The following is a 13,483-nucleotide window of genomic DNA, read 5'->3' as shown; positions in this document are numbered from 1 at the left end:
CCCGGCCGCGGGGGGCGGCCGGCGGCCTGCTCGCCGGCCTGGCGGCCCGCTACGCCCTGCAGCAGGAGCTGAGGCTTACCCCCGCCTGGTTGGCGCTGCGCCTGGCGACCGGGGGCGCGGCCGGGCTGCTGGCCGCGGCCGCCGCCGAGGACGTCGGCGCGCTGGCGCCGGCGGCCGGCGCGGCCGTGGTCCTGGGCGCCGCCGCGATGCTGCTGCGCCCGGCCGTGCGGCGGCTCGCCTTCGCCGGCCGCCGGGTCGCCGCCGAGCCCGGCGGCGAGGCCGGCTGACATGCTGCTGCGGACCCGCATCCTGCTGATCGTCCTGCTGATCGTGGCCGTGCCGATGGCGGTCATGGGCAGCGCCTTCCTGCTGCGCGACAAGGCGGCGGAGGACCGGGCGGCGGCCCTACAGCTCGCCAACCACGGCACGATCTGGGAGCAGATCGTCGGCTCGGCGCTGCGCTCGGCCCAGGCCGCGACCACGGCGCTGCTGCAGGAGCCCGGCGTCGACCAGGCATTGCGTGAAGGCGACCGCGCCGACCTCAGCGTGCTCGAGGAGCGGATCCGCAAGGCGACCGCCGCCGGCACCGGCCTGGAGCGCCTCGACATCTTCACGACCGGAGGCGACCTGCTCTATTCGACCGACATCTCCTTCTTCGCCCGCCTGATGCTGCGCGACGTCGAGTGGGCCTTCTTCTGGGTCGACGGCCCGACCTACGGGGCGCGGGTGCTCGACGGCGAGCTGATCGGCATCGCCGCCGCGCCGATCCTGCTCGGCGGCGAGCGCGTCGGCACCTCGGTCACCACCCTAGGCCTGCAGGACCAGACGGCCCGGGTCGCCGACCTGCTGGATGCCGAGATCTTCGTCGTCGACCGCGCCGGAGCGCGCGTCACCGGCTCCGACGGACCGCTCTGGCAGGCCATCGCCGGCGCCCTCGACCGCGCGCCCGACAGCCTCGGCGGCCGCACCCTCGACCTCGACGTCGAGGAGCGGCGCTGGCAGGTCGGCGGCGTCGTCGTCGCCGACGTCGGCGGCGGCACCAGCGCCACCGTCCTGGTCGCCCGCGACATCACCGAGGCGGCCGAGCGCCGGGACCTGGTCAATCTCGCGCTGCTCGCCGGCCTGATGCTCGGCGGCATGGTCGTGCTCGCCCTGCTCTGGGCCTATCTGCGCAGCGCGCTCCGGCCGCTCGACGACGGCATCCAGGCGCTCAATGCGCTCTCGGCGGGGCGCACCGACCACTACGCCGAGCTGCCCAGCGGCCGCGACGAGGTCGGCCAGATCGGCCGCGCCATCGACGTCTTCCGCGCCGTCGCCCTGCGCGCCGAGCGGGCGACCGACGAGCGCGAGCGCCGGCGTCGGCGTCAGGCCCGCTTCATCCGCCGCCAGATGGCCATGCTGTCCGAGACCCTGGACGCGGAGGCCCAGGAATCCGCCCTCGACGACCTACGCCAGATCGAGGCCGCCGCCGAGGCCGAGCAGGCGGCCAGCGACCGCGGCGAGGGCGGCGACGAGCTGGGCCTGATCGCGGTCGCCCTGGAGCGCATGACGACCCGCGTGCGCGACCAGCAGACCCGCCTGACCGACCTGGTCGCCGAGCTGCGCGAGGCGCTGCAGGCCAAGACCCGCCTGATCGCCCTGGAGCAGGAGCTCGACATCGCCCGCGCCATGCAGCAGAGCGTGCTGCCGCGCACCTTCCCGCCCTTCGGCGCCTTCGAGCTCGACGCGCGCATGACCCCGGCGCGCGAGGTCGGCGGCGATTTCTACGACGTCTTCCGGATCGACGAGGAGCGCCTGGGCATCGCCGTCGCCGACGTCTCCGGCAAGGGCGTGCCGGCGGCCTTCTTCATGCTGATCTCGCGCACCCTGATGAAGGCGGTCGGCACCGAGGGCGAGCCGCCGGCGGCGGCCCTGGCCAGGCTCAACGAGCTGCTCGCCGCCGACAACGAGCAGATGATGTTCGTGACGCTGTTCTACGGCGTCCTGGAGCGCAGCAGCGGCCGCTTCGTCTTCGCCAACGCCGGCCACAACCCGCCGCTGATCCGGCGTGCCGACGGACGCGTGGAGTGGCTGGACGCCGCCGCCGGCATCGCGCTGGCCGTCATGCCGGGCCTCGACTACGAGGAGGGATCCGTGACCCTGGAGCCGGGCGACGCCCTGCTGCTCTACACCGACGGCGTCACCGAGGCCAACGACTCGACGGGCGAGCTGTTCGGCGAGCCGCGCCTGGAGGCGACGCTGGCGGCGACCGCGGGCGGCGACGCCGAGGAACTGGTGGCACAGGTGTTCGCGGCCGTGCAGGATTTCGCGCGGGGCGAGCCGCAGGCCGACGACCTGACCGCCGTCGGCCTGCGCCGCCGGCCGGAGACGCCCGGCAGGGACCAGGCAGGCGATGGCGCTTAAGCAGGCAGACAAGGCGGCAGGCGCGAAGGCCGGCACCGGCAGCAAGGCCGACCCGGCGGTCGCCGAGATCCGCCGCGACCTGCGCCGCGGCCAGTTCTTCCGCGCCTACGACCGCGCCCGCGCCGCCCTGGAGACTTCGCCCGACGACCCGATCCTGCGTCTGATGGCGGCCAGCGCGCTGGTGTTGACCGGCGCCGTGGCGGAAGCACGCGAGACTGTGGCCGGGTTCGACCGTACGCTCGACCGGCTGGCCGCCGACCATCCGGCCGCGGCCGACCCCGCGGCCAATCCGGGCGCGGAGGCGTTGCTCGAGGACGCCGAGGCCGCCGACCTGCTCGGCCGGATCTACCGGGCGAGCTGGCGCGAGCTCGGCGACTTCGAGGACCTGCGGCGCGCGCGCGACCTGGAACTGGCGCGCTTTCGCCGCCACGGCGACCTGGTCGCGGGCGCTACCGCCGCCGTGCTCTGCCGCTTCCTCGGCGAGCGCGAGCGGGCGCACGAGCTGGCCCACGCCTGCCTCGTCGCCAAGCCGCCGCGCGGCGGCAGGGACGGCGCAGCCGACTTCGCCCGGGCGCTGGCCGCCGCCGAGGCGGCGCTGCTGCTCGGCAAGGCCGAGGAGGCCGACCGGCAACTTGCGGTGGCCGGCGAGCTGGCGGTCGGCGAGCCGGCGCGCGGCGTCGAGGCGCGCCAGCACCTGCGCGACCTCAAAGGCCTGGGCGTGGCCGTGCCGGAGGCGCTGTGGACGCACTTCCGCCCGCCCGAGGTGGTGATCTTCGCCGGCGCGCCGGCCGACCTGCCGGGCCAGGCCGAGGCGGTGCTGCCGCCGCAGGCCGAGGCGCCGCTGACCGAGGCGCTGGAGCGCCTGCTCGACGAGCTCGACGCCTCGATCGGCTACTGCTCGCTGGCGGCCGGCGCCGACCTCCTCTTCGTCGAGGCGATGCTCCGCCGCAAGGCCGAGGTCAACGCCGTCCTGCCCTTCGAGGAGGCCGACTTCGTCGCGCAGCGGGTGCGCCCCTGCGGGGAGCGATGGGTCGCGCGCTACGAGGCGGCGCGCAAGGCGGTGACCAGCGTGACGCCCGTCTGCCAGGACCTCTACCTGGGCAACCCCGTCCTGCTGCGCTTCGCCAACCAGGTGATCGACGGCCGCGCCCGGCTGCACGCCGCCGCCCTGGACAGCGCGCCGACCCTGGTCGTTGTCTGGGACTACCTGGCCGAGCCGCTGCCCGGCAGCCCGAGCGACTTCATGGACCACTGGGGCGACCCGGCGCGCCTGCGCATCCTGGACCTCGCCGACCTGCGTGAGTCGCTGCCACCGGACGCGCCCCTGCCCGAGGGCTGCGCGGCCGGTCCCGGGTCCGCCGCCGGGGCCGTGGCGCCGCACGAGGGGCCGACCCAGGCGGTGCGCGCCATGCTGTTCGCCGACGTCGTCGGCTACAGCACCATCCAGGACCACCACCTGCCCGCCTTCTGGAGCCTGCTGCAGGCGGTGCGCGACCGGCTGGGCGACCGCCTCGACCCCGCCGTCTACATCGGCAGCTGGGGCGACGCCCTCTTCATCGTCACCGAGCGCGCGGTCGAGCTCGCCGGCATCGCCGTCGGCCTGACCGAGGCCTTCGAGGGCATCGACGCCCGGGCGCTCGGCCTGCCGGTGCGCCTGCGCCTGCGCATCGGCCTGCACGCCGGCCCGGTGTTCGCCGCCGAGCACCCGCTGAGTGGCGAGCAGGTGCTCTACGGCGGCAACGTCAACCGGGCGGCGCGCATCGAGCCGATCACGGTGCCCGGACGGATCTACGCCTCGGAGCAGTTCGTCGCCCTGCTGACCAGCGAGCACAGCGCCGCGGCGGTCGAGGCGCGCATGACCGGCGAGCCGCCGCCGCCGGCCTGGGCCTGCCGCTACCGGGGCGACCTGTCGCTGGCCAAGAACTACGGCCGCCAGACGGTCTACGAGATCGCGCCGCCGGCTGCCGCCGGCGGCGGCCCCCGACCCGCGGAGGCGCGGCCATGACGGCGACGCTGCAGCTGACCCTGAAGAACGACATGGCCGAGCACGCCCGCCTGGCGGCGGCCCTGTCGGACTGGGCCGAGGCCGAAGGCATTGATCCGGGCCTGGCGACGACCTTCGAGCTCGCCTTCGACGAGATCCTGGCCAACATCACCAGCTACGCCTATGACGACCCCGACGCAGAGCACGCCATCGAGGTCGCCTGCCGCTGGGACGGGGCCACGCTGAGCGCCGAGGTCGTCGACGAGGGCCGGCCCTTCGACCCCCTCGCCGCGCCCGACCCCGACCTCGAGGCCGGCCTCGAGGAGCGCGCGGTCGGCGGCCTGGGGCTGTTCCTGGTGCGCCAGCTGATGGACGAGGTCGCCTACCGGCGCGACGGCCCGCGCAACCGCCTGAGCTTCGCCAAGAAGCCGGCCGCGGAAGACCAGTAAGCAGGGAGTTCGGTGATGGAGATCAAACAGGAAAATCGGAACGGGCTGACCGTGATGAGCCTCGCGGGCAAGCTCGACACGGTCTCCTCGCCGGAGGTCCAGAGCGCGCTGACGGCCGCCCTCGAGGCGGCCGACAAGGGCGTCGTCATCGATATGGCCGAGGTCGCCTACGTCAGCTCGGCCGGCCTGCGCGTCATGCTGATCGGCGGCAAGACCGCCAAGGCCAAGGACAAGGCCTTCCGCCTCGCCGGCCTCAAGCCGGCGGTCGCCGAGGTCTTCAAGATGTCCGGCTTCGACCGCCTGCTGGAGATCCGCCCGGACGTCGCCGCCGCGACGGGGTGACGGCAGGCTACGTCCCCATAGCCGTCGTCCCCGCGAAAGCGGGGACCCAGAGAAAAGAGCCGTCTGCCCGGCAACCGAGAGTTTTCTGCGCACCGCGCCGTTCTCTGGGTCCCCGCTTTCGCGGGGACGACGAGATGAGACAGCCCCCTAAGCCGTCCGGCGCTCCCCCGCCCGGCCCGCCAGCGCCTCCGCCTCCGCGGCGAAGAGCGCGGCCAGGGCGTCCATGACGGCGCGCACGCGCGGCAGGCGGCGCAGGTCCTCGTGGACGATCAGGTGCTGGAGCGAGACGACCTCGGCGATCGGCGGGGTCAGGCGGACCAGGGCCGGGTCGGGGTCGGCGGCGAAACAGGCCAGCACGCCGAGCCCGGCGCCGCCGCGCACCGCCTCCTGCAGCACCATGGCGTCGTTGAGCCGGATCGCCGGCGCGCGGCCGCCGAGCTTCGAGAGCAGCCACTGCTGGCCGGCGAAATAGTGGTGCTCCTCGTCGAAGCCGGCCCAGGCGCAGTCGGCGTAGCGCGCCTCGCCGTGCGCCGCCGGGTTGGCGGCGACGTAGTCGCGGCCGCCGTAGACCGCGAAGGCGAAGCGGCCGAGCTTGCGCGCGACCAGCCCGGGGCCGTCCGGCAGGCATTCGCGGATCACCAGGTCGGCCTCGCGGCGCGACAGGTTGGCCAGCAGGTGGCTGACCGAGAGCTCGAGCTCGACCTCCGGCAGGCGCGCGCGCAGCGTCGGCAGGCGCGGCGCCAGGAACTGCGCCGCGACCTCGCCGATCGAGAGCCGGACCGTGCCGCGCAGTCGGTCGGCGAAGGCCGGCTGGCGCCGCGCGACCGCCTCGGCCGAGCGCTCCATGGCCTCGGCGAGCGGCAGCAGCTCGGCGCCCGCCGCGGTCGGCAGGAAGCCCTGGGGCAGCCGCTCGAACAGCCGCGCCGAGAGCGATCCCTCGAGCGCGCGCAGCCGCCGCCCGGCGGTCGGCTGGGTGACGCCGAGCCGGCGCGCCGCCCCCGACAGCGAGCTCTCCCGGGCGATCGCCAGGAAGATGCGCAGGTCGTCCCAGTTCAGCGCCATCGCCGGTCGCTCCTGCGTGAGGGGCGGCGGTCACTCGCCATCATCCCCGCCCCATTCCTCGTCACCCCCCGCCTTCTTCGTCATCCCCGCGAAAGCGGGGATTCAGAGGCCGGAGACGCCTGCGCGGGCGCACGGCGCTCCGGGCCGGCCTCGCTTTTCTCTGGGTCCCCGCTTTCGCGGGGACCACGAGCCAGGGGGAAGGCTCTCAACATTCCTGTTTGCAAGCTATGCGAAAAGGAGAATCGCGCAACATTTTTCTATGGGATACGACGGTCCCTGCAACCGCAAAGCGGAGAGGCCGACCCATGTACTTCGATCCCCGGCTCTGGCCCTTCACCCAAGGCCTGCGCGGCCGCATCGCCGCGGCCGTCGGCGTCGGCCTGGTCTCCTCGCTGATCGGCGTCGCCCGCCTGGCCCTGCTCGGCTGGCTGCTCGGGCGCATCCTGGGCGGCGCGACGCTCGCCGAGCTGTGGCTGCCGGCGCTCGGCGTCGCCGGCGTCATCCTGCTGCGCGGCCTCGTCGAGTACCTGCGCATCGACATCGCCCACGAGACGGCGGCGCGGGTCCAGCTGGTGCTGCGCGAGCGCCTCTACGACCGGATCGTGGCGCTCGGGCCGGCCTGGTTCGGCCTCAACCGCAGCGGCGACGTCATCACCTCGCTGATCGAGGGCGTCGAGCAGCTCGAGGTCTATTTCGGCAAGTACCTGCCGCAGCTGCTGGTCGCCCTGCTGACTCCGGTCGCGATCTTCGGCTTCGTCGCCTTCCTCGACCTGCCGGTCGCCGCCCTGCTGCTGTTCTTCGCCCTGGCGACGCTGCTGGCGCCGGCGGTCTTCCACCGTTGGGACGCCCGCAACTCCCTGGCCCGCGCCCAGGCCTACCGCAGCTACGCCGCCGAGTTCCTGGATTCGGTACAGGGCCTGGCGACGCTCAAGTCCTTCGGCCAGAGCCGCAGCCGCGCCGCCTTCCTGGCCGACAAGGCGCGCGAGATCTTCCGGCGCACGATGTGGGTGCTGGCGACCAACTCGGCGACCCGCGGCATCGCCGACACCGGCATCGCGCTGGGCGCCGTCTCGGCGCTCGCGCTCGGCAGCTGGCGCGTCCTCGAGGGCGAGATGAGCCTGACCGCCCTGCTGGTCGTGCTGCTGCTCGGCGTCGAGGTGTTCCGCCCCTTGCGCGACCTGCGCGGCCTGCTGCACGACGCCATGCTGGCGCGCTCGGCGGCGAGCGGCATCCTGGAGCTGCTGGACAGCCGCCCCGCGATCGAGAATCCCGGCACCGACCCCGGGCCGCTCGAGCCGAGCCTGGCCTTCGAGGGGGTGCGCTTCAGCTATCCCGGCGGCCGCGCGCCGGCCCACCAGGGGCTGAGCTTCGCGGTCCGGGCCGGCGAGCGGGTCGGCATCGTCGGCGCCAGCGGCAGCGGCAAGTCCTCGATCCTGCGCCTGCTGCTGCGCTTCTACGATCCCCAGGAGGGCCGGGTGCTGCTCGGCGGGCGCGACCTGCGCACGCTGGGCTTCGAGGCACTGCGCCGCCACTATGCGATCGTCGGCCAGGACACCTACCTGTTCCACGGCACGGTCGAGGAGAACCTGCGCCTGGGCGACCCGCAGGCGAGCCGCGAGCGGCTCGAGGCCGCCGCCGAGGCGGCCAAGGCCCACGACTTCATCCGGGCGCTGCCCCAGGGCTACGACACGGTGATCGGCGAGCGCGGCATCCGCCTGTCGGGCGGCCAGCGCCAGCGCATCGCCATCGCCCGCGCGCTGCTGCGCGACGCCCCGATCCTGCTGCTCGACGAGGCGCTCTCGGCGGTCGACGCCGACAACGAGGCGGCGATCCAGGAAGCACTCGACCGCCTGATGGCCGGGCGCACGACCCTGGTCCTGGCGCACCGCCTGTCGAGCGTCATCGGCTGCGACCGCATCCTGGTCATGGACCAGGGCCGGGTCGTCGAGGCCGGCAGCCACGCCGAGCTGGTCGCGCGCCGGGGCGCCTACTGGCGCCTGATGGCCGAGCAGCTCCAGGGCGGCGAGGCCGAGGAGGCGGCCGAGCTGCTGCCGGCCCTGAGCTTGGCCACGGCCAGGGCCGAGGCGACGGCCCTGCCCGGGCCCGACGCCCTGGAGGCGCCCCTGGACTCGGAGCCGAGCGACGCGATCGTGCGGGCGGAGGGGCTGAGCTGGGCCGGCGTGATCCGCGAGCTGCTGGCCTACGCCCGGCCCTGGAAAGGCCGGCTCGCCCTGACCTTCCTGTTCGGCGTGGCGCGCGTCGCGGCCTTCATCGGCGTCGGCGTCGTCTCGGCCCTGGCGGTCGCCCAGCTCAGGGCCGGCGAGCCTGTGCTCGGGCACTTCCTGCTGCTCGCCCTGCTGGCGCCGGCGGCGGGCGCGCTGCACTGGCTGGAGTCATGGATCGCCCACGACATGGCCTTCCGCCTGCTCGCGACCCTGCGCATCCAGCTGTTCGACAAGCTCGACCGCCTGGCGCCGGCCTTCCTGGTGCGCCGGCGCAGCGGCGACCTGGTGGCCATGGCGACCCACGACGTCGAGATGGTCGAGTACTTCTTCGCCCACACCATCGCCCCGGCCTTCGTCGCCGTCGTCGTGCCGGCGGCGGTGCTCGGCACGCTGCTCGCCTTCGACTGGCGCCTGGCGGCGGTGCTGACGCCCTTCCTGGCTGCGGTGGCGCTCTGCCCGCTGCTGCTGCGCCGGCGCATCGACCGGCTGGCGGCGCGCGCGCGCGAGGCGCTGGGCGGGCTCAACGCCCAGGCCGCGGACTCGGTGCAGGGCCTGACCGAGCTGCTCGCCTTCCAGCAGGCGGGCACCCGCAAGGCCGGCTTCCTGGCCCTGGTGCGCCAACATCACGAGCTGCGCCGGCCGTTCTTCCGCGAGCTGACCGCCCAGTCCGCCGGCGTCGAGGTCGCGACCGCGCTCGGCGGCCTGGCGGTGGTGCTGACCGGCGCGGCCCTGGTCCAGGCGGGGACCGTCGAGGCCGCCCTGCTGCCGCTCTTCACCCTGATCGCCATGGCCGCCTTCCTGCCGGTTTCGGAGATCGCCGAGGTCGGCCGGCAGCTCGCCGACACCCTGGGCGCGACGCGCCGGCTCTACGCCGTCTACCATGAGCCGGAGCCGGTGACCGACGGCCCGCTCGCGGCGATCCCCGGCACCGAAGGCGCCTCGCGCGACGGCGTCGAGCTGGTCTTCGAGGCCGTCGGCTTCACCTATCCCGGCCAGGCGCAGCCGGCGCTCGACGGCATCTCCTTCGCCGTGCCGGCGGGGCGCTCCTTCGCCCTGGTCGGCGGCTCGGGGGCCGGCAAGACCACGGTCGCCCAGCTGCTGCTGCGCTTCTGGGACCCGCAGGCCGGCAGCATCCGGCTGGCCGGCCACGACCTGCGCGAGTACCGGCTCGACGCGCTGCGCCGCGGCGTCGCGCTGGTCGCCCAGGACACCTACCTGTTCAACGACACCCTGGCCGCCAACATCCTGCTGGCGCGGCCCGAGGCGACCCCCGAGCAGCTCGGGCGGGCGGTCCGCCAGGCCGCGCTGGAGGAGCTGGTCGCCGGCTTGCCCGAAGGCCTGGAGACCCGGGTCGGCGAGCGCGGCGTCGCGCTCTCGGGCGGCCAGCGCCAGCGCGTCGCGATCGCCCGCGCCTTCCTGAAGGACGCGCCGGTCCTGGTGCTCGACGAGGCGACGTCGCACCTCGACGCCCTGAGCGAACAGGCGGTGCACCGGGCGCTGACCGAGCTGATGAAGGACCGCACGACCCTGATCATCGCGCACCGCCTCTCGACGGTCCGCGAGGCCGACCGGATCCTGGTTTTGGAGCAGGGCCGCCTGGTCGAGGCGGGCAGCCACGAGGCGCTGCTGGCCCGGCGCGGCAGCTACGCCCGCCTGGTCGCGCGGCAGCTCGCCGCCGGGCGACAGGCGGCGGCGCGGGCAGCGGAGTGACCGGCGCTCAGGCGCGCGAGGCCGCGGCCTCGGCGCGCCGGGTCCGTCGGCCGGCCCGGGCCCGGCTGCGCCGGTCGAGATGCAGCCACAGGCCGCTGACCACGAAGGCCGCCGGCAGCAGGGCGACGATCACCCAGAGCGCGCGCACCACCGGCCCGGCGAAGTCGCCGATGTGGATCGGGTAGCGCAGGCGCCAGAACCAGGTCGCCGCGTTCTGGTCGGCGCCGGTCTCGCTGGCCAGCAGGCGCGGCGGGTCGTCGCCGACCCAGACCCGGCTGACCGCCAGGGCGTCGTCGGGCTTGAGGCCCAGCATCACCGGCTCGCCCGCTCGGGGCATCCTGAAGTGCTTGAGCCTGCTGTCGGGAAAGGCGGCCCGGCCGACGGCGATGGCGGCATCGAGATCTCGGATCGGCGCCAGCGCGCCGAACTCGGGATTACCCTGGTCGGCGACTTCCTGGCCGGTCGCCGCCTCAACGACCCGCTGGATCGGGCCATGCCAGTAGAGCGACATGCCGGTGAAGGCGACGACGGCGAGCAGGACCGCCGTGACGACGCCCGAAAGCTGATGCAGCCGCAGGACCACGGCGCGCGGGCTGCGCGCGAAGTCGACCTTGAGGCGGGCCAGCCGCTTCGGCGGCAGCAGCCACATCCACAGGCCGACCAGCATCTGCAGGATCAGCACCAGCGAGACCGCCGAGATGAAATGCCGGATCCAGGGGGTGACGCTCTTGCTGCCGGTCAGCCAGCGCCGGTGCAGGCCGACGACGATGCCGTAGAGGCTGTCCTGCTGGCGGTAGTGGTCGACAACCCGGCCGCTGTAGGGGTCCAGGTTGATGACCCCGCCGCCGTCCGCCAGCCACAGGGTCCAGGGCGCCTCGGGGTTGTCGTTCAGGCCGAAGGACCAGACCCGGACCTCCGGCTTCTGCTCGGCCAGGCGCGCCACCAGGGTCTCGAACGGCAACGGCTCGGCGCCGGGCGCCGGCACCTCGACCGTCCAGGCCGAGGGCTGGAGCAGGCGCTGCAGCTCGTGGCCGTAGACCAGCAGGGCGCCGGTCAGGCTGAGCAGGAGCAACGGCAGGGCGGTGGCGAGCGAAAGCCAGAGGTGCAGCGTCCTCAGCCAGCGGTAGCGCATGGGTTCGGGTCCTTCGCTCGCCCCTTCCCTCGGACGGCCGTCAGAAGGTGTGGTCCACGCCGAACCAGAAGACCCGGCCGATCTTGCCGTCCGTGTTCACCGTCGAGCCGCTGACGGTGGTGCCGAAGTCCTTCTCGTCCAGCAGGTTCTCGACGCGCACGCGCAGCGCCCAGTCGGGCTCCGGCGACCAGCTGGCACCCAGGTCGACGCGGGTGAAGCCGTCGCGCTCGACGACGTTGTCGTCGGCGTCGATCGCCTCGTAGCCGGTCGAGTAGAAGGTCGTGCCCCACAGGCTGACGTCGTCGGTGACCTGGTAGTCCAGGCGGATCGAGAATTGGTTCTCGGGCACAGAGGTGGACTGCCCGTCCCAGAAGATGTTGCCGTTGACCTTGGTGCCGTCGGCGCGCGTCGACTCCAGGTCGAGCACCCGCATGTAGCCGGCCGAGACGGTCAGGTCGTCGGTCAGGCTGGCGAAGAGCTCGATCTCCAGGCCGGACTGGTCGACCTCGACGCTCTCGATGGCGCCGCCGTTGCGGCGCGGCACGTTGTCCTGGACGATGTTGTACCAGGCGACGTCGAGGTAGCCGCCGCTCCAGCCCTGGTTGACGCCGAACTCGATGGTCCGCGACTGGACGATCTCGTCGCCGGCGCCGCTCGGGTCGAGGGCGTCCGTGCCGAAGTTGCCGTACTTCTCGAAGAAGCGGTTGTAGCCAGTAGCGTAGCTGAACCGCAGCCGGGTCTGCTCGAGCACGCTGTAGGCGACGCCGGCCTCATAGGACAGCACGCCGTCGTCGGCCAGGTTGTCCGCCTGCTCGACGCCGTTCAGAACGATGTCGTTGCTGAACCAGGTGTGGCGCAGGCCGCCGCTGACCACGAGGTTGTCGTCGATGGTGAAGACGTTCTGCGACAGCACCGAGACGTCGTTGAAGGTGTTGTCCCACTGGTTGTCGCGCTCGTAGGTCGTGCGCTGGTACTGCGCGCCGAGCTTGCCGTCGTAGTCGAGCCAGGGCGCGACCGGAGTCGAGAGGTAGTGATCGGCGAAGAGCACGTTGTTGGAGATGCTGCGGTCGCGGTTGCGCGCCGCCCACTCCGAGCCGCCGTCGTTGTAGAGGTAGCCGACGCGCAGGCTGTTGATGTCGCTGAGCTTGCTGTCCAGCGTCGCCGAGCCGACCACCGTCTGGGTCGAGATGTCCTCGTTCACGCCGTTGCGGATGATCTCCGGGTCGCTGCGGTCGTAGATGCCGAGGAGTTCCAGGCGGGTCGAGCCGGAGAAGTTGTAGCCGAGCTTGCCGATGCCGCCGGCGATGGTCTGCTCTTCCAGGGTGTCCGGCTCGCCGAAGTAGCCGCCGTACAAGCCGCTGCCGGCGAAGTAGTAGTCCCAACTCTCGCCGCTGTCGGCGGCCTCGCCCTGGATCAGGGCCTCGCGCGCCGAGCTGGTGTCGAAGCTGAAGGCCTGGTGGTCCTGGTAGTCGCGTCCCGACTTGATGGTCGTCTCGATGACGCCGCCGTCGGTGCCGTCGCCGTAGCCGACCGCGCGCCCGCCCTTGAGCACGCCGATGCGGTCGATGGCGATCGAGGGGATCAGCGTGTTGGTGTAGCCGCCGCCCTCCTGGCCCTGGAGCTTGATCGCCGGCAGCCCATCGATCGACTGGGAGGCACCCCAGTCGCCGAAGGTGCGGATCTTGCTGCCGCCGCCGAAGCGGTCGCCGTTGCCGGGCTGGTTGATGAAGCCCGGGACGTTGTAGCGCAGCGCGTCGCCGGCGTTGACCGGGCTGAGGTTCTGGATCACCGAGCCGTCGAGGTAGGAATTGGTGCGGCTCTCGTTGACGCTGCGCCCGACGTCGTTGCGGATGCTCTGGGAGGGATGCTCGTGCAGCCCCTCGACGACCACCGGCTCCAGCTTGAAAGTCTCCGCACCGGCCGCCGAGGCGGCAGTGCCGACGGCGAGTGCGGTGCAGGCGGCCAAGATCCTCTTGCTCATATCGTCCCCTGTCGTTTCCGAACGCTCCCGCCCCCGGGAGCAACAGGGTTCGATGCCTAAGCTAAACGAAAGTCCATTGCAAATGATTCTCATACTCATTCGCAATCGTGCGAACGCGCGTGTGCGGCGGCTACAGGGGCTACAGGGGCTACAGGGCTACAGGGGCTACAGGGGCTACAGGGGCTACAGGGGCTA

The 13,483-nt window shown here is 73.2% G+C and carries 9 protein-coding genes; 6 read left to right on the top strand and 3 right to left on the bottom strand.

Annotated elements, in window-relative coordinates; all coding sequences use genetic code 11:
* The 5 genes from WD341_RS00460 to WD341_RS00440 all read left to right on the top strand — a co-directional run.
* On the top strand, window positions 1-287 hold a 287-nt coding region (locus WD341_RS00460; protein ID WP_368423433.1), incomplete at its 5' end, for a hypothetical protein.
* Window position 288: 1 nt separating this feature from the next.
* Entirely contained in the window at window positions 289-2,403 is a 2,115-nt protein-coding gene (locus WD341_RS00455) for a PP2C family protein-serine/threonine phosphatase (protein WP_368423432.1), read from the top strand.
* Window positions 2,393-4,408 (top strand): adenylate/guanylate cyclase domain-containing protein, encoded by a 2,016-nt coding sequence (locus tag WD341_RS00450; protein ID WP_368423431.1) that lies wholly within the window; start codon window positions 2,393-2,395, stop codon window positions 4,406-4,408. Before WD341_RS00455 ends, WD341_RS00450 begins: the two co-directional genes overlap by 11 nt.
* Complete coding sequence (locus tag WD341_RS00445; RefSeq protein WP_368423430.1) at window positions 4,405-4,836, top strand: ATP-binding protein; 432 nt, start codon at window positions 4,405-4,407, stop codon at window positions 4,834-4,836. The genes WD341_RS00450 and WD341_RS00445 overlap by 4 nt, the downstream gene beginning before the upstream one ends.
* Window positions 4,837-4,851: 15 nt before the next feature.
* The gene (locus tag WD341_RS00440) at window positions 4,852-5,178 is read left to right on the top strand and encodes an STAS domain-containing protein (RefSeq protein WP_368423429.1); all 327 of its coding nucleotides are present in this window, start codon (window positions 4,852-4,854) and stop codon (window positions 5,176-5,178) included.
* 147 nt (window positions 5,179-5,325) lie between these two features.
* Here the strand turns inward: WD341_RS00440 and WD341_RS00435 are convergent, their stop codons facing one another.
* Entirely contained in the window at window positions 5,326-6,240 is a 915-nt protein-coding gene (locus WD341_RS00435) for a LysR family transcriptional regulator (protein ID WP_368423428.1), read from the bottom strand.
* Window positions 6,241-6,545: 305 nt separating this feature from the next.
* Between WD341_RS00435 and WD341_RS00430 the strand changes: the two genes are divergently transcribed.
* On the top strand, window positions 6,546-10,175 hold the full coding sequence (locus WD341_RS00430; protein ID WP_368423427.1) for an ABC transporter ATP-binding protein: 3,630 nt from the start codon (window positions 6,546-6,548) through the stop codon (window positions 10,173-10,175).
* A gap of 7 nt (window positions 10,176-10,182) precedes the next feature.
* Here the strand turns inward: WD341_RS00430 and WD341_RS00425 are convergent, their stop codons facing one another.
* Window positions 10,183-11,307 (bottom strand): PepSY-associated TM helix domain-containing protein, encoded by a 1,125-nt coding sequence (locus WD341_RS00425; protein ID WP_368423426.1) that lies wholly within the window; start codon window positions 11,305-11,307, stop codon window positions 10,183-10,185.
* A 40-nt stretch (window positions 11,308-11,347) separates the two neighbouring features.
* Window positions 11,348-13,288, bottom strand: a complete 1,941-nt coding sequence (locus tag WD341_RS00420; protein WP_368423425.1) for a TonB-dependent siderophore receptor — start codon at window positions 13,286-13,288, stop codon at window positions 11,348-11,350.
* Window positions 13,289-13,483: the final 195 nt, after the last annotated feature.

Source organism: Tistlia sp. (assembly GCF_040905785.1).
In the GTDB taxonomy this organism is placed as follows: Bacteria; Pseudomonadota; Alphaproteobacteria; order Kiloniellales; family DSM-21159; genus Tistlia.
This window is presented reverse-complemented; position numbering and strand designations above follow the sequence as displayed.

What these genes read in the sequence shown, in the direction of transcription:
- WD341_RS00430 (WP_368423427.1), top strand. Translation starts at nt 6,546, where the DNA reads ATGTACTTCGATCCCCGGCTCTGGCCCTTCACCCAAGGCCTGCGCGGC.
- WD341_RS00455 (WP_368423432.1), top strand. Translation starts at nt 289, where the DNA reads ATGCTGCTGCGGACCCGCATCCTGCTGATCGTCCTGCTGATCGTGGCC.
- WD341_RS00440 (WP_368423429.1), top strand. Translation starts at nt 4,852, where the DNA reads ATGGAGATCAAACAGGAAAATCGGAACGGGCTGACCGTGATGAGCCTC.
- WD341_RS00435 (WP_368423428.1), bottom strand. Translation starts at nt 6,240, where the DNA reads ATGGCGCTGAACTGGGACGACCTGCGCATCTTCCTGGCGATCGCCCGG.
- WD341_RS00425 (WP_368423426.1), bottom strand. Translation starts at nt 11,307, where the DNA reads ATGCGCTACCGCTGGCTGAGGACGCTGCACCTCTGGCTTTCGCTCGCC.
- WD341_RS00445 (WP_368423430.1), top strand. Translation starts at nt 4,405, where the DNA reads ATGACGGCGACGCTGCAGCTGACCCTGAAGAACGACATGGCCGAGCAC.
- WD341_RS00420 (WP_368423425.1), bottom strand. Translation starts at nt 13,288, where the DNA reads ATGAGCAAGAGGATCTTGGCCGCCTGCACCGCACTCGCCGTCGGCACT.
- WD341_RS00450 (WP_368423431.1), top strand. Translation starts at nt 2,393, where the DNA reads ATGGCGCTTAAGCAGGCAGACAAGGCGGCAGGCGCGAAGGCCGGCACC.